The 21,333-nt window shown below is 75.7% G+C and carries 17 protein-coding genes and 1 tRNA gene; 8 read left to right on the plus strand and 10 right to left on the minus strand.

The window, feature by feature from the left end; translation table 11 throughout:
• Window positions 1-67: 67 nt before the first annotated feature.
• Both ACYVOF_RS17540 and dcd read right to left on the minus strand, forming a co-directional pair.
• Window positions 68-1,015, minus strand: a complete 948-nt coding sequence (locus ACYVOF_RS17540) for a UDP-glucuronic acid decarboxylase family protein (RefSeq protein ID WP_460868751.1) — start codon at window positions 1,013-1,015, stop codon at window positions 68-70.
• A gap of 50 nt (window positions 1,016-1,065) precedes the next feature.
• Entirely contained in the window at window positions 1,066-1,647 is a 582-nt protein-coding gene (gene dcd, locus ACYVOF_RS17545; RefSeq protein ID WP_460868753.1) for a dCTP deaminase, read from the minus strand.
• Window positions 1,648-1,847: 200 nt separating this feature from the next.
• Between dcd and ACYVOF_RS17550 the strand changes: the two genes are divergently transcribed.
• Window positions 1,848-3,395, plus strand: coding sequence for a GGDEF domain-containing protein (locus tag ACYVOF_RS17550; protein ID WP_460868755.1), 1,548 nt, complete (start codon window positions 1,848-1,850; stop codon window positions 3,393-3,395).
• Here the strand turns inward: ACYVOF_RS17550 and ACYVOF_RS17555 are convergent.
• The gene (locus tag ACYVOF_RS17555; RefSeq protein WP_460868757.1) at window positions 3,364-3,975 is read right to left on the minus strand and encodes a TetR/AcrR family transcriptional regulator; all 612 of its coding nucleotides are present in this window, start codon (window positions 3,973-3,975) and stop codon (window positions 3,364-3,366) included. The two genes, ACYVOF_RS17550 and ACYVOF_RS17555, sit on opposite strands and share 32 nt — an antisense overlap.
• Before the next feature lie 206 nt (window positions 3,976-4,181).
• On the opposite strand from ACYVOF_RS17555, the gene ACYVOF_RS17560 reads away from it, so the two are divergent.
• A tRNA-Gly gene (locus tag ACYVOF_RS17560) sits at window positions 4,182-4,252 on the plus strand.
• 224 nt (window positions 4,253-4,476) lie between these two features.
• A complete protein-coding gene (locus ACYVOF_RS17565; RefSeq protein WP_460868759.1) occupies window positions 4,477-8,481 on the plus strand; it encodes a hypothetical protein in 4,005 nt (1,334 codons plus the stop codon).
• Between the two features lie 45 nt (window positions 8,482-8,526).
• Here the strand turns inward: ACYVOF_RS17565 and ACYVOF_RS17570 are convergent, their stop codons facing one another.
• From ACYVOF_RS17570 to ACYVOF_RS17580, 3 genes are read right to left on the minus strand one after another with little or no spacing between them, the layout of a single operon-like run.
• Entirely contained in the window at window positions 8,527-9,054 is a 528-nt protein-coding gene (locus tag ACYVOF_RS17570) for a GrpB family protein (protein WP_460868761.1), read from the minus strand.
• 14 nt (window positions 9,055-9,068) lie between these two features.
• The gene (locus ACYVOF_RS17575; protein ID WP_460868763.1) at window positions 9,069-9,263 is read right to left on the minus strand and encodes a hypothetical protein; all 195 of its coding nucleotides are present in this window, start codon (window positions 9,261-9,263) and stop codon (window positions 9,069-9,071) included.
• 8 nt (window positions 9,264-9,271) lie between these two features.
• Window positions 9,272-9,703 (minus strand): hypothetical protein, encoded by a 432-nt coding sequence (locus ACYVOF_RS17580; RefSeq protein ID WP_460868765.1) that lies wholly within the window; start codon window positions 9,701-9,703, stop codon window positions 9,272-9,274.
• 101 nt (window positions 9,704-9,804) lie between these two features.
• Between ACYVOF_RS17580 and ACYVOF_RS17585 the strand changes: the two genes are divergently transcribed.
• Window positions 9,805-10,407 carry an RNA polymerase sigma factor gene (locus tag ACYVOF_RS17585; RefSeq protein ID WP_460868767.1) on the plus strand — a complete coding sequence of 201 codons (603 nt, stop codon included), beginning with the start codon at window positions 9,805-9,807 and terminating at the stop codon, window positions 10,405-10,407.
• Window positions 10,404-11,000, plus strand: coding sequence for a hypothetical protein (locus ACYVOF_RS17590; RefSeq protein WP_460868769.1), 597 nt, complete (start codon window positions 10,404-10,406; stop codon window positions 10,998-11,000). Before ACYVOF_RS17585 ends, ACYVOF_RS17590 begins: the two co-directional genes overlap by 4 nt.
• 14 nt (window positions 11,001-11,014) lie before the next feature.
• Here ACYVOF_RS17590 and ACYVOF_RS17595 read toward each other — a convergent pair whose 3' ends face one another.
• The 3 genes from ACYVOF_RS17595 to ACYVOF_RS17605 are packed head-to-tail and all read right to left on the minus strand — an operon-like array spanning window position 11,015 to window position 15,815.
• Window positions 11,015-12,865 (minus strand): putative bifunctional diguanylate cyclase/phosphodiesterase, encoded by a 1,851-nt coding sequence (locus ACYVOF_RS17595; protein ID WP_460868771.1) that lies wholly within the window; start codon window positions 12,863-12,865, stop codon window positions 11,015-11,017.
• Window positions 12,866-12,891: 26 nt separating this feature from the next.
• Window positions 12,892-15,072, minus strand: coding sequence for an Rv1355c family protein (locus tag ACYVOF_RS17600; protein WP_460868773.1), 2,181 nt, complete (start codon window positions 15,070-15,072; stop codon window positions 12,892-12,894).
• Window positions 15,069-15,815, minus strand: coding sequence for a hypothetical protein (locus tag ACYVOF_RS17605; protein WP_460868775.1), 747 nt, complete (start codon window positions 15,813-15,815; stop codon window positions 15,069-15,071). The genes ACYVOF_RS17600 and ACYVOF_RS17605 overlap by 4 nt, the downstream gene beginning before the upstream one ends.
• A gap of 260 nt (window positions 15,816-16,075) precedes the next feature.
• On the opposite strand from ACYVOF_RS17605, the gene ACYVOF_RS17610 reads away from it, so the two are divergent.
• The gene (locus tag ACYVOF_RS17610; protein ID WP_460868777.1) at window positions 16,076-17,155 is read left to right on the plus strand and encodes an SDR family oxidoreductase; all 1,080 of its coding nucleotides are present in this window, start codon (window positions 16,076-16,078) and stop codon (window positions 17,153-17,155) included.
• Window positions 17,156-17,478: 323 nt separating this feature from the next.
• Here the strand turns inward: ACYVOF_RS17610 and ACYVOF_RS17615 are convergent, their stop codons facing one another.
• On the minus strand, window positions 17,479-18,360 hold the full coding sequence (locus tag ACYVOF_RS17615; RefSeq protein ID WP_460868779.1) for an alpha/beta hydrolase: 882 nt from the start codon (window positions 18,358-18,360) through the stop codon (window positions 17,479-17,481).
• 308 nt (window positions 18,361-18,668) lie between these two features.
• Here ACYVOF_RS17615 and ACYVOF_RS17620 point away from each other — a divergent pair, with 308 nt between their 5' ends.
• Together ACYVOF_RS17620 and ACYVOF_RS17625 are read left to right on the plus strand one after the other, a co-directional pair.
• Window positions 18,669-20,306 (plus strand): PHA/PHB synthase family protein, encoded by a 1,638-nt coding sequence (locus tag ACYVOF_RS17620; protein WP_460868977.1) that lies wholly within the window; start codon window positions 18,669-18,671, stop codon window positions 20,304-20,306.
• Window positions 20,307-20,315: 9 nt separating this feature from the next.
• Window positions 20,316-21,140 carry an alpha/beta fold hydrolase gene (locus tag ACYVOF_RS17625; RefSeq protein ID WP_460868781.1) on the plus strand — a complete coding sequence of 275 codons (825 nt, stop codon included), beginning with the start codon at window positions 20,316-20,318 and terminating at the stop codon, window positions 21,138-21,140.
• Window positions 21,141-21,333 lie beyond the last annotated feature (193 nt).

Raw genomic sequence — 21,333 nt, forward strand, 5'->3', positions numbered from 1 at the left:
GGTGCACCCCCGACCCTAGTTGCCGCCACCGACCGCGGCGGGGGCGTCGAGCAGACCCGGTGCGGGGCTACCCCCCGACGGCCAGCGTGCGGAAGTAGTCGACGGTGCGGCGCAGCCCGTCGTCGAAGGCCACCGTGGGCTCCCAGCCGAGCGTCTCGCGGGCGCGGGTGATGTCGGGCCGGCGCTGGCGGGGGTCGTCGGCGGGCAGCGGGCGCAGCTCGACCGGGCTGGTGCTGCCCGTCATCTCCACGATGGTGCGGGCGATCTCGAGCATCGTGACCTCGACGGGGTTGCCCAGGTTGACCGGGCCCGTCACGCCGTGGGGGGTGTCCATGAGCCGGACGAGGCCGTCGACCAGGTCGTCGACGAAGCAGAACGACCGCGTCTGGCTGCCGTCGCCGTAGACGGTGACCGGCTCCCCGGCGAGGGCCTGGACGACGAAGTTGGAGATGACGCGGCCGTCGTCGGGCCGCATCCCCGGGCCGTAGGTGTTGAACACCCGCGCCACCTTGACGGCCAGGTCGTGCTGGCGGCGGTAGTCGAAGAACAGCGTCTCCGCGCACCGCTTGCCCTCGTCGTAGCAGGACCGCGGCCCGATGGGGTTGACGTTGCCCCAGTACGTCTCGTCCTGCGGGTGCACGGCCGGGTCGCCGTAGACCTCCGAGGTCGAGGTGAGCAGCACCTTCGCCCCGACCCGCTTGGCGAGGCCGAGCACGTTGATCGACCCGACGACCGAGGTCTTCGTCGTCTGCACCGGGTCGCGCTGGTAGAAGATCGGCGACGCCGGGCAGGCCAGGTGGTAGATCTCGTCGGTCTCGACGTACAGCGGGAACGTGATGTCGTGACGGACGAGCTCGAAGCGGGGGTGGCCGAGCAGGTCGGCGACGCTCGAGCGGGCGCCGGAGTAGAAGTTGTCCACCGCGAGCACCTCGTCGCCGCGCGCCAGCAGGGCCCGGCACAGGTGGGACCCGATGAAGCCGGCGCCCCCGGTCACCAGGACGCGACGATCGGGCACGGCGGTTCCTCCCCTGCTCCTGCGCGGGCGCGCGCCCGGCGATCCTGCGCTCAGTGCTGGGTGGGCGCCCGGTGGAAGCCGAGGTGCGCCCGCGACGGGGTCGGACCCCGCTGGCCCTGGTAGCGCGAGCCCGCCGCGGCCGAGCCGTAGGGGTTCTCGGCCGGGCTGGAGAGCCGGATCAGGCACAGCTGGCCGATCTTCATCCCCGGCCACAGCGTGATGGGCAGGTTGGCCACGTTGGACAGCTCCAGGGTGATGTGGCCGGAGAAGCCCGGGTCGATGAACCCGGCCGTGGAGTGGGTGAGCAGGCCGAGCCGACCCAGCGAGGACTTGCCCTCGAGCCGGCCGGCCAAGTCGTCGGGCAGCGTGGTCCGCTCCAGCGTCGAGCCGAGCACGAACTCCCCCGGGTGCAGCACGAACGGGTCGTCGCCGTCGGGCTCGACCAGGCTGGTCAGCTCGTCCTGCTGCTGCGCCGGGTCGATGTGGGTGTACCGGGTGTTGTTGAAGACCCGGAACAGCCGGTCGAGCCGGACGTCGACGCTGCTGGGCTGGACCATCGCGTCGTCGAAGGGGTCCACCCCCAGCCGGCCGGCGGCGATCTCGGCGCGGATGTCACGGTCGCTGAGCAGCACGGTCCCGACCCTAGTGGGCGTCCCGCGCCGGCGACGCCGCCCGCGGTGTCACCCCTCGTCACGAGGTCCGAACTGCCCGTCGTCCCGATCGTCCACCGATCAGGTGACGGTCCGGTCACTGCGTCACACACGGGAGCGATCTTGCTCACGCGCGTGTGAGACTCGCGGGAGTCCATGATGCAGCCGACCCGGGGGGAGTCGTGACCGGTAGCACGGAACGCTCCGCGGACCGGGCGCGCCGGGGGCCGGGCCGCACCTACATCATCGCCGGTGCCGCGTTCCTCGTCGCCGCCGTGTCGGCCGTCGCCGCCACCACGCTGCTCCACGAGGGCCCGCTGCCGCCGCTGGCCCTGGTCGCCGTGGGACTGCTCGGCGTCGCGATCGTCGCCGGCGTCTCCGCCCCGCACCTGCCGCTGCCGCCCTGGCGGGTGGGTCTCGGCGCGGTGCTCTCCCTGGTGCCGTACGCGATGCTGCACGTCGCCCTGGGCCCGGCGGGCACCGACGACCTGCCGCTCATCGCGCTGGCCTGGCTCGCCCTGTTCGGTACCCGCGGCCAGGTCGTCCTCGCCGCGGCGGCGCTGGGGGTGCAGCGCCTGCTGCTGCCCGTGCCCGACGGCGTCGTCGTCACCGCGCAGGACCGGGTCATCTCCTGCGTGCTCGTCGTCGTGGCGGCGACCGTGGCCTGGACGGTGAACATGTGGTCGAAGGACCAGCAGGCCGAGCGGGAGCGGCTGCGCGAGAGCAGCGACGTGCTCGACCAGGTGGCGGCGGCCACCCGCGCGGTCCGGGCGGGCACCGCCGGGCGTCGCGAGCTCTGCGCCGCGGCCATCCAGATCACGGGCACCCGGGCGGCCCTGCTCTTCGAGCCCGACGGGGACGTGCTGCGCTGCACGGCCGAGGTGGGGCTGCACCCCGACGAGCCCGGCACCCGGACCCGGCTCTCCACGTCCCCCACCGAGTCCACGGTCGCGGCTGTGATGGCCGACGGACGGCGGCGCTTCGCCGCGGACCCGCGCGACCTCACCACCACCTCCACCACGCTGGTGCCCAGCCGGGGCGCCGGCTCCGCGCTGTGGGAGCCGGTGGTGCACGACGGCACCACCGTGGCCGTCCTGCTGCTGGTGTGGGCGCGGCGGGTCGAGGCCGCCCCGGAACGCGCGGTGCGGGCGGTGTCGATGATGGCCGACGAGCTCGCCGCCCTGCTGCACGCCGAGGCGCTGCGCGACAGCGCGGTGACCGACGAGCTCACCGGGCTGCCGAACCGCCGGGTGTGGCGGCAGCGGGCCGCCCACGAGCTGGCCGCCGCGGAGAGCGCCCCCGAGGAGGACATCGTCGTGGCCCTGCTCGACCTGGACCACTTCAAGACCTACAACGACCGGCACGGCCACGCCAGCGGCGACCGGCTGCTGGTCGAGTTCGCCCGGCGCGCGTCGGCCGAGCTGCGCCGCGGCGACGTGCTCATCCGGTGGGGCGGCGAGGAGTTCGTCGCGCTGCTGCCCGGCTGCCGGCTGACCGACGCGGTCCGCATCGTCGACCGGCTGCGCACCGCGGTGCCCGACGGGCAGACCTGCTCGGCCGGGCTGGCGCGGTGGGACGGCCGGGAGGACGCCGACCGACTGCTCGCCCGGGCCGACCGCGCGCTCTACCGGGCCAAGGAGCGCGGCCGCGACCAGCTCACCCTCGACGAGCGCGACACCACCGGCCGGGACGAGCCGGTCAGCCCACCGCGGCAGGCTCGGAGCGCCTGACCAGCGCCGCGGCGAAGCGCCGCACCTGGGTGCGGGCGCGCTCCCCGTCCCGCTCGACGAGCCAGGCGGCGACCACCCCGTCGAGCAGCACCGACACCGCGTCGGCCAGCTCCTCGACCGGCCCGTCCCACTCCAGGCCACACTCCTGCCCGACCCGCACGAGCCAGGCCGCGGTCGCCCGGCGCGCGGTCTCCCGGCGCAGCGCGGGCAGGTCGGCCAGGTCGGGGTGGCGCAGCGCGTGCAGGTCGAACTCGTGGAGCAGCTGCAGCGCGCCCGCGTCGTCCTCCGCCGCCAGGACGACCACCAGCAGGTCCTCCTCCACCCGCTCGGCCGGGGTCTGCTGCGGGTGCCGCGGGGCCGTGGCCAGCTGGTGCAGGGTCTGCTCCAGCACCGTGGTGTAGGCCAGCCGCAGCAGGTCGGTCTTGGTCTCGAAGCAGTAGTGCAGGATCGCCAGCGTCACCCCGGCCTCGGCCGCGATGGCGCGGGTGGTGGCGGCGTGGACCCCGTCGCGCAGCATCACCCGGACGGCCGCCCGCACCAGCTGCTCGCGGCGCTGCGCCACCGGTACCCGTGCCGCCACCCTGACCACCCCCCGGCCCGCCGGGGCGGCGAGCGTGATCACCGTAGGCGGGGGGTCCGACAGGACCGTGCTGTAGGTCAACCGACCGACAGCCGCCCGACCGACACGGTCCGCGCTGGTCAGGGCGGTGCGGGACCGCCACATGGGCGGGCGCGCGGGACGCCGCGGCCGACCCGCTATGCTTCTCGGCGGCCGTCCGCGGCCGCGCGGATGTAGTTCAATGGCAGAACATCAGCTTCCCAAGCTGAACACGCGGGTTCGATTCCCGTCATCCGCTCCGTGTGTGATTACTGCACCCAGGACGCGAGGTTCCGTTCACAGCCCTCCTCGCGCCCGGCCGCCGGCCCGAGGCCCCCGGGCTGACCAGCGCAGGAACCTCAGCGAAACGGCACCGGTCACGCACGGTGCGGACGTACTCTCCGTCCGACGCGGACCTCTGCCCCACCGGGCGGTCGACGCTCGAGTCGGGGGTTCGTCGTGGGCGGTGCCGGTTCTCGTGGTGTGCGCCGGGCGACCAGGGCCGCGGGTGCGGCCCTGAGCCTGGCGCTGGTGGGCGTCGGCCTCGGGGTGGCCGGGTCGCCGGGGACCGCGGCGGCGGACTCGCCCCCGCCTGTCGTCGTCTCCCCCGACGGTGCCCTGACCTCGACCGGCATCCTCATCCCGACCGGCGCGGCCCCCTGCTTCGGCTACGTCATCCCCCCGGGGGTGACGCAGGTCGACGCCGTCGTCCGCGGCGGCGCGGGCCGGGACGGGCGCTCGCAGAACGGTCACGGCGGCGGCGCCGGCGGTCGGGGCGCCGTCGTCGAGGTCGACGAGATCCCGGTCGCCCCGGGGCAGCGGCTCTACACCGGGAGCAACGCGGGCGGCCCGTACGTCGGCAGCATCTACAACCCCCTGCAGGAGGAGAAGGACCAGCCCGGCAACGGCGGTCAGTCGGCGTGGCTCGCCTACGGCGTGAACGCCGACTGCGGGGCCGACAACCTCATCGCGGCGGCCGGCGGCGGTGGGGGCGGCGGCGACGCGGACTGGCGCGGGCCCGGGGGCACCGGCGGGAACGCCGACGCGCGCGGCAACGACGGCAGCGGGAGCGGCAGCAGCCAGGCCGGTCGCGGCGGGCAGCCCGGCGGGCAGAGCGCCGGCGGCACAGGCGGGGCCGGCGGAACCGTGCCCGACCCCACCTGCTTCTGCACCACCCGGGGCGACGCCGGCGAGAGCGGTGCCGGGCCGACCGGGGGCCAGGGCGGACGCGGCCCCACCGCACCTCTCGGCACGGGAGTGACGGCCGGCGGGGGCGGGGGCGGCGGGTACTACGGCGGGGGCGGCGGGGGCGCCTCGCACGGCTTCAGCATCGCCTCCGACTCCTCCGGTCCGCTGGCCGGAGCCGGGTCCGGCGGCGGGGGTGGGGGCAGCAGCTACCCGGTGGGGGCCACGTTCGACCTGACCGGGCCCGGCTCGACGACGGTCGGGGACGTGCAGCTGTTCGCCCGCTGGGCCTCGAGCACCACCGTGACCTCCTCGTCCGCCATCGCCCCGCCCGGCCAGCCCGTCACCCTCACCGCGACGGTGTCGACGCCGAACCCGTTCGGCACCCGGTTCCTCTCCGGCGGGCACGTCAGCTTCAGCGACCAGGGCAGCGACCCCCAGGCCGGTGGCACCCCGCTCGGCGACGTCCCCGTGGTGCTCGGCGCGGACGGCCGGGTGACGGCCAGCGTGACCGTGCCCAGCCTCACCGGGGGCGACCACATCGTCCGGGCGTACTTCTTCGGCTACTCCCGGCCCGACGACCCCACCCCCGGCACCGCGGTGCTGCCCTCGTTCGGCCGGTTCACCCAGCAGGTGGTCAGCCAGCAGACGGTGTCGTTCACCAGCACCCCCGGCGCGCCGGCCGCCTACGGCGACCCCTACGCCGTCACCGCGTCCGCGACCTCCGGCCTCCCGGTGGCCCTCACCGTCGACCCGTCGGCCACCGGGGTGTGCGCACTGGACCAGACCAGCCGCACCGTCAGCTTCCTGGCCGCCGGCACGTGCGTGCTCGACGCCGACCAGGCCGGGTCGGCGCTGTTCCTCCCCGCGGCCCGGGTGCAGCAGTCCTTCGTGGTGGCGGACGGGACCCCACCCGTCCAGCAGGTCATCACCTTCACCTCCACGCCACCGGAGCAGCCGCGGCCGGGGACGATCTACACGGTGTCCGCGGTGGGCGGGGGGTCCGGCAACCCCGTGGTGTTCGGGGTCGACGACGAGGGCTTCGGCAGCTGCGGGCAGCAGCAGCTGCCGAACGACCAGGTCGCGATCTTCGCGGGCGGACCGTGCCGGATCGTCGCCACCCAGGCCGCCGGGCGCGGCTACCTGGCCGCGTCGGCCACCCAGGAGTTCTTCATCGCCGCCACGCCCCAGTCCATCGGGTTCCGCAGCACCCCGCCGACCGCCCTGGCGGTGGGGCAGACCTACACCGCCGTCGTGGCCGTCGACTCGCGGCGGCTCGCGACGTTCGGCACCGGGCCCGGCAGCTCGGGGTGCTCCGTGGTCCGCACCCCGCCCAGCGGTGCCGGCAACGCCACCACGTCGGCGACGGTGACCGCCACCGGCCCGGGCACGTGCGTCGTCACCGCCCAGGAGCCGACCGACGACTACTACTACTCCCCGTCGCCGGTCGTCTCCCAGTCGTTCCCGGTCGGCACGCAGCAGGCGGTGAGCTTCACCAGCACCCCGCCCTCGGGCGCGGTCGTGGGAGAGCAGTACACCCCGACCACGTCCGGCGGCTCCTCCGGCCAGCCCGTCGTGCTCGGGACCACCACCCCGCTGACGTGCACCGTCAGCGGCGGCACCGCCCGCCTCGTGGGCGCCGGGGTGTGCACCCTCACCGCGGACCAGGCCGGCACCAGCACCGTCGCCGCCGCGCCCCGGTCGTTCCAGTCCTTCGTCGTCGGCCGCGGCACCCAGACGCTCTCCTTCGCCTCCGAGGTCCCCGGCGGGGCGACCGTCGGCCAAACCTACGCACCCTCGGTGACCGGTGGGCTCTCCAGCGCCGCGCTGGTCGTGGGCACCGCCACGCCCACCACGTGCACCGCCGACGGGACCACGGTGCGGTTCACCGGCGCCGGGGACTGCGTCGTCACCGCCGACCAGGCCGGTGACAGCAACGTCAGCGCCGCCGCCCAGGTCACCCAGACCGTCCCCGTCGGACGGGGCAGCCAGACGATCTCGTTCTTCTCGAGCCCGCCGAGCGACGCGGTGGTCGGGGGCGCCCCGTACGCACCGGGCGTGCTCGCGGGTGCCTCGACCGCGCCGGTGGTGCTGGGCACGACCACCCCGACGGTGTGCACGGTGACCGGGGCGACGGTCAGCTTCGTCGCGGCGGGCACCTGCACGGTCACCGCCGACCAGGCCGGTGACACCGACGTCACCGCGGCACCCCAGGTGACCCAGGACGTCGTCGTCGGCCAGGGCAGCCAGGCGGTGACGATCACCTCCACCCCGCCGACCGGGGCCGTCGTCAGCCAGACCTACACCCCGGCGGTGGCGGCGGGCCCGTCCAGCGCACCGGTGGTGCTGGGAACCACCACCCCGGCGGTGTGCACGGTCGCCGGCACGACGGTGACCTTCACCGGGGTCGGCGACTGCGTGGTCACCGCCGACCAGGCCGGCGACAGCAGCTACACCGCCGCGCCCGGGGTGACGCAGACGGTGGCGGTGGGCGCCGCGCCGCAGACGATCACGATCACCACCACCCCGCCGGGGGCGCCGACCACCGGGGTGGCGTACCCGCTGGCCGCGACGGCCACCTCCGGACTCCCGGTCACCTTCGCCGGGTCCGGGCCGTGCACGGTCACCGCGACCGGACAGGGCACCGCCACGGTGACCCTGTCGGGCACCGGGGCCTGCACGGTCACGGCCACCCAGCCGGGTGACGCGACCCGCACCGCAGCCCCACCGGTCACTCAGACCTACCAGGTCGGGGCGACCGGGTCGTCCGACCTGCGGGTCACCCTCACCCCCAGCAGCGGGGTGCGACCGGCCGGACCGCAGGACGTCACGGTGACGGTGCGCAACACCGGGTCCCGGGACTCCGGGCCGGTGACGACCCGGCTCCTGACGAGCGCCCCGGTGACCGACACCGGCGGGGCCACCCGCACCGGCGGCCCGCTCGGGACGAGCGTGCTGACCTGGACGTCGCCGAACGTGGCGGCGGGGCAGTCGGCGACCTTCACGGTGCGCATCGAGCCCCGGGCCGGGCTGGCCGTGCTCGGGGCGCTCGCCCGGGGCACCGTGCCGGACGCGACACCGCTGGACGACCTCGCCGTCACGGGTCTGCTCGTCACCCCGGCCGCCCCGACCACGTCGGTCGCCCCGACCACCGGCGCGGCCCGAGCGGGGACCGCGGCGAGCACCTCCACCACGGTGCCGACTACCACGCAGCCGACGACCACGGTGCCGCCGACCACGCAGCCGTCCACCACGGAGCCGCCGACCACGGCTCCGGACGGGCCGGCTACCCCCGCCCCCTGACCCGCGGCCGTGTGTGATTTCTGCACCCAGGACGCGAGGTTCCGTTCACACCCTCCGCCGGGCCCGGGCCTTGATCTCGGTTATCACGTCGGTCTTGGCGTCGGCGTAGGCGTTCATGTCGTCCCACGGCCGGCGCATCAGGTCCCGCTTGGTGTCCTCGTACCGGGCGCGGTCGGTGGCGTCGGTGCGCAGGTGGTCGCGCAGCAGCAGGTACTCCTCGAAGGCCGGGTCGCCGCGGCCGAGGACGTGCACGTGGACGTCGCGGGCCGGGGTGCGCACCATCCGGTGGCCCGGCTCGCGCACCCGCAGCTCGTACCCCGCGGCGAGCAGCGCGTCGAGGTAGTCCTCCTCCGCGGTCACGTCCGCCACCACGACCACCACGTCGACGATCGGCTTCGCCGCCAGTCCGGGCACCGAGGTGGAGCCGATGTGCTCGACCGCCACGGCGTGCCCGGCCAGCGCGTCGAGGATCCGGCGGCGGTGCTCGGCGTACACCTCCGCCCACCGCGGGTCGTGCTCGTGCAGCCCCACCCGCAGCGGCTCGGCGCCGCCGACGACCTCGACCGTCGTCACGTCCGGCCGGCGGGTCACAGCTCGAGGTCCGGGGCCGCCCACACGTCGGCCGCCGCCCCGCGCAGCCGGGCCAGGCGCGCCCACAGGTCCTCGGCAGCCGGCCGTTCCGGCAGCGGACCCTCCGCGCCCGCGCCCGGGCAGCCGCCCTCGGGCAGGCCGTGCCACGGGGCGCCGCAGCGGCACGCCGGGAACCCTGCGGCGTCAGGCACCGGTGCCCTCACCGCGCCGCGCGGACGTCCTCGACCACGACGCGCACCGGGGCGTCCGACACCCCGGCGGCGACGTCGCGCACCGCGGTCGCGGTGGCGTGGACGGGGGCGTCGTCGGCCAGCACCACGCGGACGGTGGTCTCGTCGTCGGTCGCGGTGATCCCGGGCGCGCGGCGGCCCGGCAGCCGGGCCGCGAGGTCGCCGAGCACCCCCGGGTGCAGCGCGAGCACCCCGGGGACGGCCAGCACCGCCTCGCCGAGCGCGGCCAGCTCCGCGTCGTCCTCGCCCAGCGACGCCGCCCCCGCCCGGACCGCGTCGCGGACCTGCTGCTGCACCCCGGCCACGCCCTCGGCCACCGACCCGGCCACGGAGCCGCCGACCTCGCGCCACCGCTCGCCGCGTCCCCGCGCCGGTGGCTCGGTCCCGTCGCGCTCGTCCACCCGCCCAGTGTGTCCGGCCGCGGGCGCGGGCGCGAGGGCGGGCCGACGTAGCATCACCGCGTCCCGCTCGCGGCGGGTCCACGACGACGTGGGGGTGCGGGGTGCTCCAGGCTGCGCAGCCGGACCCGGGCACCACCGTGCCCGACGACCAGCCCGACGCCGCGCCCGTCAGCGACGCCGCGCTGGCCCGCGCGGCCGCGATGGCCGACCGGGACGCCTTCGAGGCCATCGTGCGCCGGCACGGCCAGGCCATGTTCCGCTTCGCCCGGCGCTCCCTGCGCGACGACGCCGACGCGCAGGAGGTGGTGCAGGACGCCTTCGTCGCCGCCTGGCAGCAGCTGGCCCGGTGGCGGGGCGACGCCGCCCTGCGGACCTGGCTGTTCTCCATCGTCTCGCACAAGGTCGTCGACCGGCAGCGGCGCCGCCGGCTGGCGCAGGTGGGCGACGACGCGCTCGAGCAGGTCCCCGCCGGCCCGGGGTACGACCCGGAGGCGTGGGCGGCGGGCTCCGACCTGGCCGCAGCGCTGGAGGCCGAGCTGGGCCGGCTGCCCGAGTCGCAGCGCGCGGTGTGGCTGCTGCGCGAGGTGGAGGGGTTGTCCTACACCGAGATCGCGGAGGTCACCGGGTCCGGGCCGGAGGCGGTGCGGGGTCAGCTGACCCGCGCACGACGCACGTTGAGCGAGAGGCTGGAGCGGTGGCGGTGAGCACCCCGGACGGGACCGGACGCGAGGACGGCACGACGGGTGGGACAGGACCCGGCGACGCCGCGACCCCCGACACCGCGACGTCCTACACCGCGACGTCCGACACCGTGCCCGACGAGGGCTCGGACCTGCTGGCCCGCGCCACGGCCGAGCTGCGGCAGGCCCCCGAGAAGGAACCGACCTGGCAGGACGTCAGCGAGTCGGTCGTCACCGCGCTGCGCTCGGTGACCCGCCGCAGCACCTGGGTCACGGCCGGGCTCGGACCACGGCCGCGCGCCGCCGGGGGGACCGCCGCCGGCGTGACCGACACCGTCGCCCTCAGCGACGAGGGGCTGGCCGTGCTCGTCCGGCGGGCACTGGCCCCGGTGGCCGGCGGCGCCCCGTCCGCGCTGGACGTCCACGTCGACGACGCCGGCCGCTGCACGGGCCTCGACGTCGACGTGGTCGCGGCCTACGGGCAGGACCTGCGCGGCCTCGTCGCCGAGGTCCGCGACCGGTGCGCCGCGGTGCTGCGCGACGTGCTCGGCGACGACGCCGCACCCCCGGTGGCCGTGCAGGTCGTCGACGTCACCGAGGGCGACCCGCGGGCCTGAGCCCGGCCCCGGGGTCAGCCGACCGCGGCCCCGCCGATGAGCTGCAGCAGCGCGTCCGGCGCGAGCGGCTCGGCGTAGAGGTAGCCCTGCGCGCGGCGGCACCCCAGGTCGCGCAGGATCGTCGCCGCGTCCTCGCTCTCCACCCCCTCGGCCACGAGGTCGAGCCCGAAGGCGGTGGCCAGCGCGACGATGGAGCGCACGATGGCGAGGTCGTCGCTGCTGGTGCCGAGGTCCCGCACGAAGCCCTGGTCGATCTTGAGCACGGTCACCGGCAGCGCCTTGAGCTGGGACAGCGAGCTGTACCCGGTGCCGAAGTCGTCGATGGCCACCGCGACCCCCAGGCCGCGCAGGCCCCGCAGCGTGAGCAGCGCGGCCGCCTCGTCGCTGACGACGCCGTGCTCGGTGACCTCCAGCGTCAGGTCGGCGCCGGCCAGGCCGTGGGTGTCGAGCACCCGGGCGACGGTGTCGACGAGGTCCCCACCGATGAGCTGCACCGGCGACAGGTTCACCGAGACCCCCAGCGCCGCAGCGGGTCCCCCGGGCTGGGCCGCCCGCCACGCCGCGAGCTGGCGGCAGGCCTCGTCGAGCACCCAGGTGCCCAGCTCGACCGCCTGGTTCGTGGCCTCCGCCACCCCGACGAACAGCTCCGGCGAGACCACCCCCACCCCGGGGAAGGTGCCGCGCAGCAGGGCCTCCACGCCGAGGACCTCCCGGGTCCGCAGGTCCACCACCGGCTGGTAGTGCAGCCGCAGCGAGCCGTCCCGGATGGCCCCCGGCAGCGCCACCTCCACGGCGGTGCGCACCGAGTCGTGGGCGCGCATCACCTCGGTGAACGTCACCACCGCGTTCCCGCCGCGCGACTTCGCCGCCAGCACGGCCTGGTCGGCGTCGCGCAGCCACCCGGACACCGACCCGCCCGTGGGGGCCACCGCGACCCCGACGCTGACGGTCCGGCTCAACGCCTGCCCGGCCAGGACGATCGGCTCGGCCACCGCCCGCTGGATGGCGGCGGCCAGCGCGGCGGTGGCGGCGGCGTCGAACGGCCCGGCCACGGCGACGACGAACTCGTCCCCGCCGAGGCGGGCGATGAGGTCGTCCGCGCCGACCACGGTGCGCAGCCGGGCCGCGACCGCGGTGATGAACTGGTCGCCCGCGGCGTGGCCGAGCAGGTCGTTCATCGCCTTGAGCCGGTCGACGTCGACGAACAGCAGCGCGCGGGCGGCGCCGTCGGGGGCGCGGAGCTCGGCGTCGAGCCGGGCCATCAGGGCGCGGCGGTTGGGCAGCCCGGTCAGCTCGTCGTGGTGGGCGAGGTGGACCAGCCGGTCCTCGGCCAGCAGCCGGGCCTGCACCTGGGCCAGCAGCGTGGCCAGGGTGCGCAGCGCCCGGATCTCGTCGTCGGACCAGCCCCGGTCCCCGAACCCGATGAAGCCGAGCGTGCCCGTGGTCTCCCCGTGCGAGCGCAGCGGGACCGTCGCCACCGACGTCGACTCCACCCCCGACGCCGCCCGGACCCGGCGCTGGTAGCCCGCCGACGCCGGGTCGGGGCGGATGACGAGGACGTCCGCCAGGTGCTCGCTGGCGGCGAAGCTGGGGTCGGCGTCGGCGAAGCGGACGACCCCGAGCGGGTCCGGGTCGGGCACGTGCTCCCGCGGCGGCCACTCCGCGACGAGCACCGACGCCCGCAGCTCGCGGTCGTGGAACCGCAGGAAGCTCAGGTCCACGCCGAAGTACGCCACCAGGGTCCGCAGCACCGAGCGCGCGACGGAGGCCAGCGTCGCGCTGTCAACCGCCATGAGCTCGGTGGCCACCACGGTCACGAGCTCGTCGAGGTTGGCCGGGTCCCCCTCGGAACCGTCTGGTCGCACGACCCCCAACCTAGGCGAGCACCCGGTCACCGCGTCAGGGTGATCTCAGCCGCGGGACGGCGCCCGCTGGCCGGGGCCGCGGCGGCGTCGTGGCTCAGCCGCAGCACCAGCGCCACCGACTCCCCCGCGGCCAGCCCGGCCAGCGCCGCGAACCGGGCGCGCAGCGCGGCCAGCTCGTCGGCGAACGGTGCGGAGAGCTCGGCCAGCTCCGCGGACCCGGTGCCGTAGAGGAACACCGGGGAGATGGGCTGCACCCCCAGGCCCCGGGCCTGCGCGCGCACCCACACCGCCTCCACGGCTGCCCCGCCGCGCACGTAGTCGGCCGGCGCGGCGCCGTCCACGGTGACCACGGCCAGCGCGGAGCACCCGGCGACCCGGTCGCGGGTGTCGTCGCCGAGCGCCTGCCCCGCCTCCCAGCCGGCCAGCAGCGACACCACCTCGGGGCGGGCCACCACCTCCAGGACGGCGAGGTCGGCCGCGTCGAGGCCCAGGGTGGTGACGTCGATGCCCACGTCGAGCCGGTCGCGGCCCGGCCAGGACAGCTCGCCGACCATCTCGGCGTGCAGCCTTTTCGTCAGGTAGCGGGCCCGGTCGGCGGCGGCGAGCACCTCGGCCGCCTCCGCGAGCGCCGCGCCGGGCTCGACGAGGTGCACCCGCCCGCCCTCGGCGGCCGCCGCGCACCGCAGCGCGTCGCGGTCGGCGTCGTCGAGCGGGCGCCCGCTGCCGGGGTTGCGGTTGGTCACCCGGGCCAGCACGGCCTCGTGCGCCGCGGCCGCGTCGGGCCCGGGCTGCGGGGCCGCGGTGCCGTTCAGCGACAGGGTCGCGACGAGGGTGGGCTCGGCCGGGTCGGGGAACACCGACACCGGGCCCAGTGCCCCCGCGGCCGCGGCGGCGACCCGGGCGTTGTGCAGCGCGGCGCCGATCGCGACGTGGCTGCCGCGGAACGCGACGTCCATGGTCGTGGTCCGCTCGGGGGCGAGGTGCAGGTGCACCCCGGTGGCGTCGGCGGCCACCCGCCAGGGCTGGACGTTGCCGCCGGACGGCGCCCGGCGCACGGCCGCCACGACCGCCGCGGCGGCCGGGTGCACCCCGGGGGCGTCCCACGGCTCGTCATTCAGCGGGGCGACCGGGGTCCCGGCGGCGGTCGTCCCGCCGGCGGTCGTCCCGGCGTCGAGGGTGTCGGGGGCCTCGGTGCCCAGGGTGTCGAGGGCGTCGTCGGGGTCGATGCGCACCCGGCCCGACGCCAGCGGGGCGCCCGTCCCCAGCCGGCGCACGGCCGCGGCGACGCAGGCCCCGCCGAGGGTGACGTCCCCGCCCAGCTGCGGCCACGTGGTCAGCGTCCGGCCGACCTCGGCCATCGAGGCGGCCATCCGCGCCGACAGCGCCGGGGCGTCGAGGATCCGCAGCACGTGCGGCACCTTGTCCTTGGTCGCCAGGCCGGCCAGCGCCGCCGGGTCGAGGTCGCCGAGCAGGCCGTGGAACAGCGGGCGCCCGGGCTCGAGGTCGAAGCGCTCCACGTCGAGCAGGCCCCGGTCGCTGGTCTGCATGAGCACGGGGATGCCGCGCTCCCGGGCGCCCTGGCGCAGCAGCACCTTGACGTCGAGGGAGTCGCACTCCTCCACGAGCACGTCGAGCCCGTCGAGGAACCCGGCCAGGTTGTCCGGGGTCAGCCCCTCGGGCAGCACGGCCACGTCCAGGAACGGGTCGAGCTCGGCGATGCGGCGGGCGGCGACGACGGCCTTGTTCTCGCCCAGGTCCAGCAGCGAGGCGGGGATGCGGTTGAGGTTGCTCAGCTCCAGGGTGTCGAAGTCGGCCAGCCGCAGCGCCCCGCACAGCCCCTCCAGGGCCAGGGTGTGGGCGATGGCGTGGCCGACGCTGAGCCCGACGACGCCGATGCGCAGGCCGGTGAGCCGCGCCTGCTCGGCGGCGGTGATCTTGTTGCGGTTGCGGTCCAGGCGCAGCAGCCGGAACGCCTCCGCCCCGAGCACCCCGACGAGGGTGCGGCGCCACGGGTAGTGCACCCACACCCCGGGGTGGGCCAGCAGCGCCTCGGGCGGGGTCGGCACCACGGCGGCCAGCTCCTCGCGCTGCGCCGCACGGTGGTCGAGCACGACCACGTCCCCGTCGGCGCGCAGCGCATCGAGGGTCTCCCGGTCGGCCGGGACGGCCGGGTCGAGGACGACGGGCGCGCAGCCGGCCGCGCTCACGCCGCGACCGCGACGGGCCGCTGCTCCGGCCGGGTCGTGGAGACCGACCGCACCAGCTCGCGGTGCTCGGTGCGCAGGGCGCGGCGCTGCTCGGGGCCGACCTGCGGCCAGGCCGCCCACCGGTCCCAGAACAGCAGCCGGGTGCGGTAGCGCTCGTCCGGGTAGGGCACCGGCCCGATGCCGGGCTCGACGACCGCGCCGGTGGACGCCCACATGGCCAGGGTGTGCTCGGCCGAGGTGCCCAGCACCCAGCGCGAGCCGAGCAGCGCGGCGGCGTGCACCGGGCCCCGGGCCAGGCAGCCCGCCAGGGCGCGGCGGTGGGGGGCGCCCTCGGCCACCCAGCCGGTCTTGCCCTCGACCACGCCGTCGGCGAGCCGGGCCGCCACCCGGGCGCGCACCTCGTCCTGCCCGGCGTCGCCCGCCCACTCCAGGACGGCGTGCGACTCGTCGGCGTCGCGGTAGGGGCCCTGGGCCCGCATGCCGCCGAGCACGCGGTCGTCGTCGTCGAGGACGGTGAAGAACAGCGCCGTGGTGGCACCGTCGGCCACCGCGTCGAGGTCCAGCACGGCCGAGACCCCGTGGCGCCGGTAGCTGCGCACCGCCCCCGTCAGGTAGTCCCACCACGCCGCCGGGTCGTCCTGGGGCGCCCGGACCACCACCCGCAACCCCGACCCGGCGTCACGGTACGTGAGCTGACGGGCGCACCCGGTGGGACGGGTGCCGTCGTGCAGCAGGGTCGTCATCGGTCCTCCTCGGTCGTCGCGGTCACCGCGCGGGGAACGCACCCCCACCAGCACCCCGGCCGTCGGTCGTGCACAACTCGGTCGGTGCCGATCACAGCCAACCAAGATCATCCCCCGTTTGTCAGGTCGAACCAACGGACCGCACCACGGGCTCCCGGTCTCTCACGCTGCGTGACCACGGAAGCCCACGAACCGGGCGAACCACCCCGGGCGCCGCCCGCCCGCCGAGCGCGCCCGACGTCGGTCCGTAGCCTCAGCGGGTGAGCACTCCCGAGAAGAAGACCGCCCTCGTCGTCGGCGTCACCGGCATCTCCGGCTCCCACACGGCCCAGCGCCTGCACGACGCCGGCTGGGACGTCCTGGGCCTGTCCCGCCGCCCCCCGGCCGACCTGCCGTTCGTCACCCACGTGGCCGCCGACCTGACCGACCCCGACGCGCTGGCCACCGCGCTCGACGGGCTCGCCCCCACCCACCTGTTCTTCTGCTCGTGGCTGCGCCAGGACACCGAGGCCGAGAACATCCGCGTCAACTCCGGGATGCTGCGCAACGTCCTCGACGCGCTGCGCCCGGCCGGCACGCTGCAGCACGCCGCGCTGGTCACCGGGCTCAAGCACTACCTCGGCCCGTTCGAGGAATACGCCAGCTCACCCAGCGAGACCCCGTTCCGGGAGACCCAGCCGCGGCTGGACGTGGCGAACTTCTACTACGCCCAGGAGGACGTGCTCGCCGAGCTGGGCGCCCGCGACGGGTTCACCTTCTCGGTGCACCGCGCCCACACCATGATCGGCTGGACGCTGGGCAACGCCATGAACATGGGCGTCACCCTCGCCGTCTACGCCACGATCTGCCGGGAGACCGGGCGGCCGTTCGTGTTCCCCGGCTCGCCCGAGCAGTGGGGCGGGGTCGTCGACGTCACCGACGCCCGGCTGCTGGCCCGCCAGCTCGAGTGGGCGGCGACCGCGCCGGGGGCCCGGGACGAGGCGTTCAACACCGTCAACGGCGACGTCTTCCGGTGGCGCCAGATGTGGCCGGTGCTGGCCGAGGCCCTCGGCGTCGAGCCGGCCGAGTACCCCGGGCACGCCGACCCGCTCGAGGACCGGATGGGTGACGCCGAGGAGGTGTGGGCCCGCGTCGTCGCCGAGCACGGCCTGCGGGAGACCACCGTCGGCGAGCTCGCGTCCTGGTGGCACACCGACTCCGACCTGGGCCGGCCCATCGAGACGTTCGCCGACATGACCAAGGCGCGCAACGCCGGGTTCGCCGACCACCAGGACTCGCGGCGCACGTTCCTCGACCTCGTCGACCGCCTCCGCGAGGAGAACATCATCCCCCGTGTGTGATTACTGCACCCAGGACGCGAGGTTCCGTTCACAGGTGCGGCGGCGCGCGTGATCATCAGGACCCCAGCGCAGGACCCGGGCCGCCGGGACGCACTGAGGTCCTGATGATCACCGCGGGGGCGGGGTGGGGACGTCAGGCCGGGGCGGGTGGCGCGCCGGGGACCGCGTCAGGTGAAGAAGCAGGCCCCAGTGGGTGCTGGCCGACTGCTTGACCCTCGCAGGTCCGCTGGGGTCCGTGCGTGTGGGTGCCCAGCGCGCCACCCGCCGGACATCGTGCCGGGCGCTTGCCCCGGTCGCCACTCCGGCCCCGGGGTGTCGGGCAGCTAGGAGACGGGCACGTGCTCGGCCAGGAAGGCGAGCTCGTCGGCGACGACCTCCTCGAACGCCGCCCCGACGTAGATGTCGAAGTGCCCGTGCGGGTACCGCCGCACCGTGGCCCGCGGGGCCCGGGCCAGGTGGCGCAGCGTGGGGCCCGACGGGGCGACGGTGTCCGGGTCGCACACCGCGACGAACAGCGGGCAGGTGACGTCACCCGCCGAGCGCCCCGGGGAGTAGGTGGGGATCCGCGCCCCCACCCGGGCGGCCACCGCGTTGCCCAGCTCCGCGCCCTCGGGCACCAGCGCGCTGTAGCCGGACAGGGCGTCCGGGCTGGCCATGAGCCCGACGTGCCCGGGCTCGGCGGCCAGCGTCACCCGCACCGGATCGCGGCCCAGCGCGGCCGCGGCCAGGTCCCGGGCCGCGAGCACGCTCACCCCGAGCGCCGCGCGCACCGGCATCGCGCGCGTCGAGGACGGCCCGTCGGTGAACGGGCACTGCGACACCACCGCGGCCACCCCGCCGTCGCGGGCCGCCACCCGCAGCACGTGCCCGCCCGAGAACGACGTCCCCCACAGCACCACCCGGTCGGGGTCGACGCCGTCGAGGGTGCGGGCGAAGGCGAGGGCGGCGGCGTAGTCGTCGAGCTGGCGGTCGACGTCGATGAGCCGGCGGGGCTCGCCCTCGCTGTCGCCGAAGTGGCGGTAGTCGAACACCAGGCAGGCGTACCCGGCGGCGGTGAACCGCTCGGCGAACGCGTCGAGCCGCATGGTGCGCACCCCGCCGAGGCCGTGGGCCATGACGACGACCGGCGGCCGCTCCCCCGCCGGCCGGTACAGCCAGGCGGCGCAGCGCACCCCGTGGGAGTCGAACGTGACGTCCTCGCGCACCGCGGCTCCTGCCCTCGTCGGTCGGTGCGGCGATCGTAGGACCGGGCCTACCGGTCGGTACGGCCGCCGAACCGTGACCGCCGCCACAGCGGCCTACCCTCGGGTGACGCGCACCAAGATCACAGATCCCTGGGGGACCCATGGCGACCACCACGCCGCAGAAGAAGACCACCCGGTCGAGCCGGAACGGCTCCAGCGCGCCCACCGACTCCGCACCGAAGAAGAAGCGGCCCCGGCTGCCCCCGGCCGCGCCGCCCGACCGCGGCCTGGGTGAGGAGAACGCCGACGTCGCGGCCCCGCTGGACTCCATGCTCGTCGACGCCGTGTTCTCCCCGCTGCGCCGCTTCAACCCCGGCATGTCCGCGATCCGCCTCGCCGCCCGCCTGGTCACCCGGCCCGGGCCCGTGGCCAAGCGCGCCGGCGGCACGGCCAAGGAGCTGGCCAAGGTCGCCGTCGGGTTCTCCGATGTCTCCCCCGGCAAGAAGGACCGCCGCTTCACCGAGGAGGCGTGGAGCGAGAACCCCGTGCTGCGCCGGGTGATGCAGGGCTACTTGGTGGGCGGGGAGACGGCCAAGGGCCTCGTCGTCGACGCCAAGCTGGGCTGGAAGGACCGCGAGCGGCTGACGTTCGTCGCCGACAACCTCGTCGAGCTGATGAGCCCGTCGAACAACCCGCTGCTCAACCCGGCCGCGCTCAAGGCGGGCCTGGACACCGGCGGCAAGAGCTACGCCCGCGGGGTGCGCAACTTCGCCCAGGACATGGCGGTCAAGCCCCGCGTGCCGAGCATGGTCGACCCGACGGCGTTCAACGTCGGCACCGACCTCGCCATCACCCCCGGGGCGGTGGTGCTGCGCACCGAGATCTTCGAGCTGATCCAGTACACGCCGCAGACCGAGACCGTCCGCACCGCGCCGATGCTGCTGGTGCCCCCGACGATCAACAAGTACTACGTGGCCGACCTCGCCCCCGGCCGCAGCATGGTCGAGCACTTCGTGCAGTCCGGCCAGCAGGTCTTCCTCATGTCGTGGCGCAACCCGTCGAAGAAGCACGCCTCCTGGGGCCTCGACGACTACGTGCGCGCCGTGCTCGAGGCTCTCGACGCGGTCGAGGAGATCGCCGAGACCGACAAGACGGTCATCTTCTCGCTGTGCGCGGGCGGCATCATCTCCGCGCTGACCCTGGGCTACCTGCTGGCCACCGACCAGGAGGACCGCCTCGCCGCGTTCTCGATGGGCGTCACCCTGCTCGACCAGTCCCGGGCGGGGCTCATGAGCTCGGTGATGAGCAACGAGGTGGTGCAGGCGGCGAAGGCGAAGTCCCGGGCCGACGGGTTCCTCGACGGCCGGTCGCTGGCCGCGGTGTTCGCCTGGCTGCGGCCCGGGGACCTGGTGTGGAACTACTGGGTCAACAACTACCTGCTGGGCAAGCGGCCGCCGGCGTTCGACGTCCTCTACTGGAACGCCGACACCACCCGGATGACGGCCGAGCTGCACGCGGGCTTCCTCGACCTCGGCGTCACCAACGCCCTCGTCACCCCCGGGGCAGCCTCCGTGCTGGGCGAGCCGGTGGACCTGTCCCGGGCCACCGTGGACTCCTACGTCATCGCCGGGATCGCCGACCACATCTGCCCGTGGAACAGCTGCTACTCCAGCGTGCACATGCTCGGCGGCACCACCCGCTTCGCGCTGTCGACGTCGGGCCACATCGCCGCCCTGGTCAACCCGCCGACGAACAAGAAGGCGAGCTTCCGCGTGCTCGAGGGCGAGATGCCCGAGGACCCGCAGGACGTGCTCAAGGTCGACGAGACCGCGGGCTCGTGGTGGACGGACTACGTCGAGTGGCTCTCCACCCGCTCCGGGCCGGAGAAGCCCGCGCCCACCGAGCTGGGCTCGGCGAAGCACGAGGTGCTGGCCGCGGCCCCGGGGACCTACGTCTTCGCGACGTAGGCTCCCGGCATGACGGCCCCGAGCACCTTCCCGCCCGCGAGGGACCAGGTGGTGCACGCGGACGGCCTGGACATCGCCGTCTCGGTGCGTGGCGAGGGCCGTCCGCTCCTGCTCATCATGGGCCTGGGCGGCAACCGGCGGATGTGGGAGCCGCTGGAGCGCGAGCTGGTGCCCCGCGGGTTCCAGACCATCACCTTCGACGCCCCCGGCTGCGGCGACTCGACGGGGTGGACGTTCCCGCACCGCATGCCGTCGATCGCGCGGGTGGTGCAGCGGGTGCTCACCGCGCTGGGCCACGCGCAGGTCGACGTGCTGGGGGTCTCGCTCGGCGGCGCGATCGCACAGCAGCTCGCCCGGCAGGCCCCGCACCGGGTGCGCAAGCTGGTCCTGGCCGCGACGATGCCCGGGGTCGGTGGGGTGCCCGCCGCGCCCGAGGTGCTGCTGAAGATGAGCACCCCGCGGCGCTACCGGGACCCCGAGTACTTCAAGAAGGTCGCGGGATCGCTGTACGGCGGGCGGTCACGCACCGCGGAGGGCTCGCCCGTGCACGGGGACGCGAAGCGGTTCGCCGCCCCGCCGTCCTACGCCGGCTACTTCCACCAGCTGTTCGCGATCAACGGCTGGTCGTCGCTGCCGTGGCTTCACCGGGTGCGCCACCGCACGCTGGTGATGAACGGCGACGACGACCCCATCGTGCCGCTGGCCAACGGCCGCATCCTGGCCTGGCGCATCCCGCGGGCGCACCTGCACGTGGTCAAGGGCGGCGGGCACCTGTTCCTGCTCGAGGAGCCGGCCGACTCCGCCGCGGTGATCGCCCAGTTCCTCGGCGACTGACACCCCTGCCCCGGCGCGTTCCGCCCACATCGCGCGGTCCACGGGCTCGTCCGAGCGCGTTCCGCCCAGATCGCGCGGTCCACGGGCTCGTCCGGGCGCGATTCGCCCACATCGTGCGGTCCGGCCGGGCTCGGCTCCCCGCGCCGGGCGCACTCTGCGGTGTCCGGGGGCGCTCCCCGCCGCGCCGGGCGCA

This window comes from Rhodococcus aerolatus (assembly GCF_054783215.1).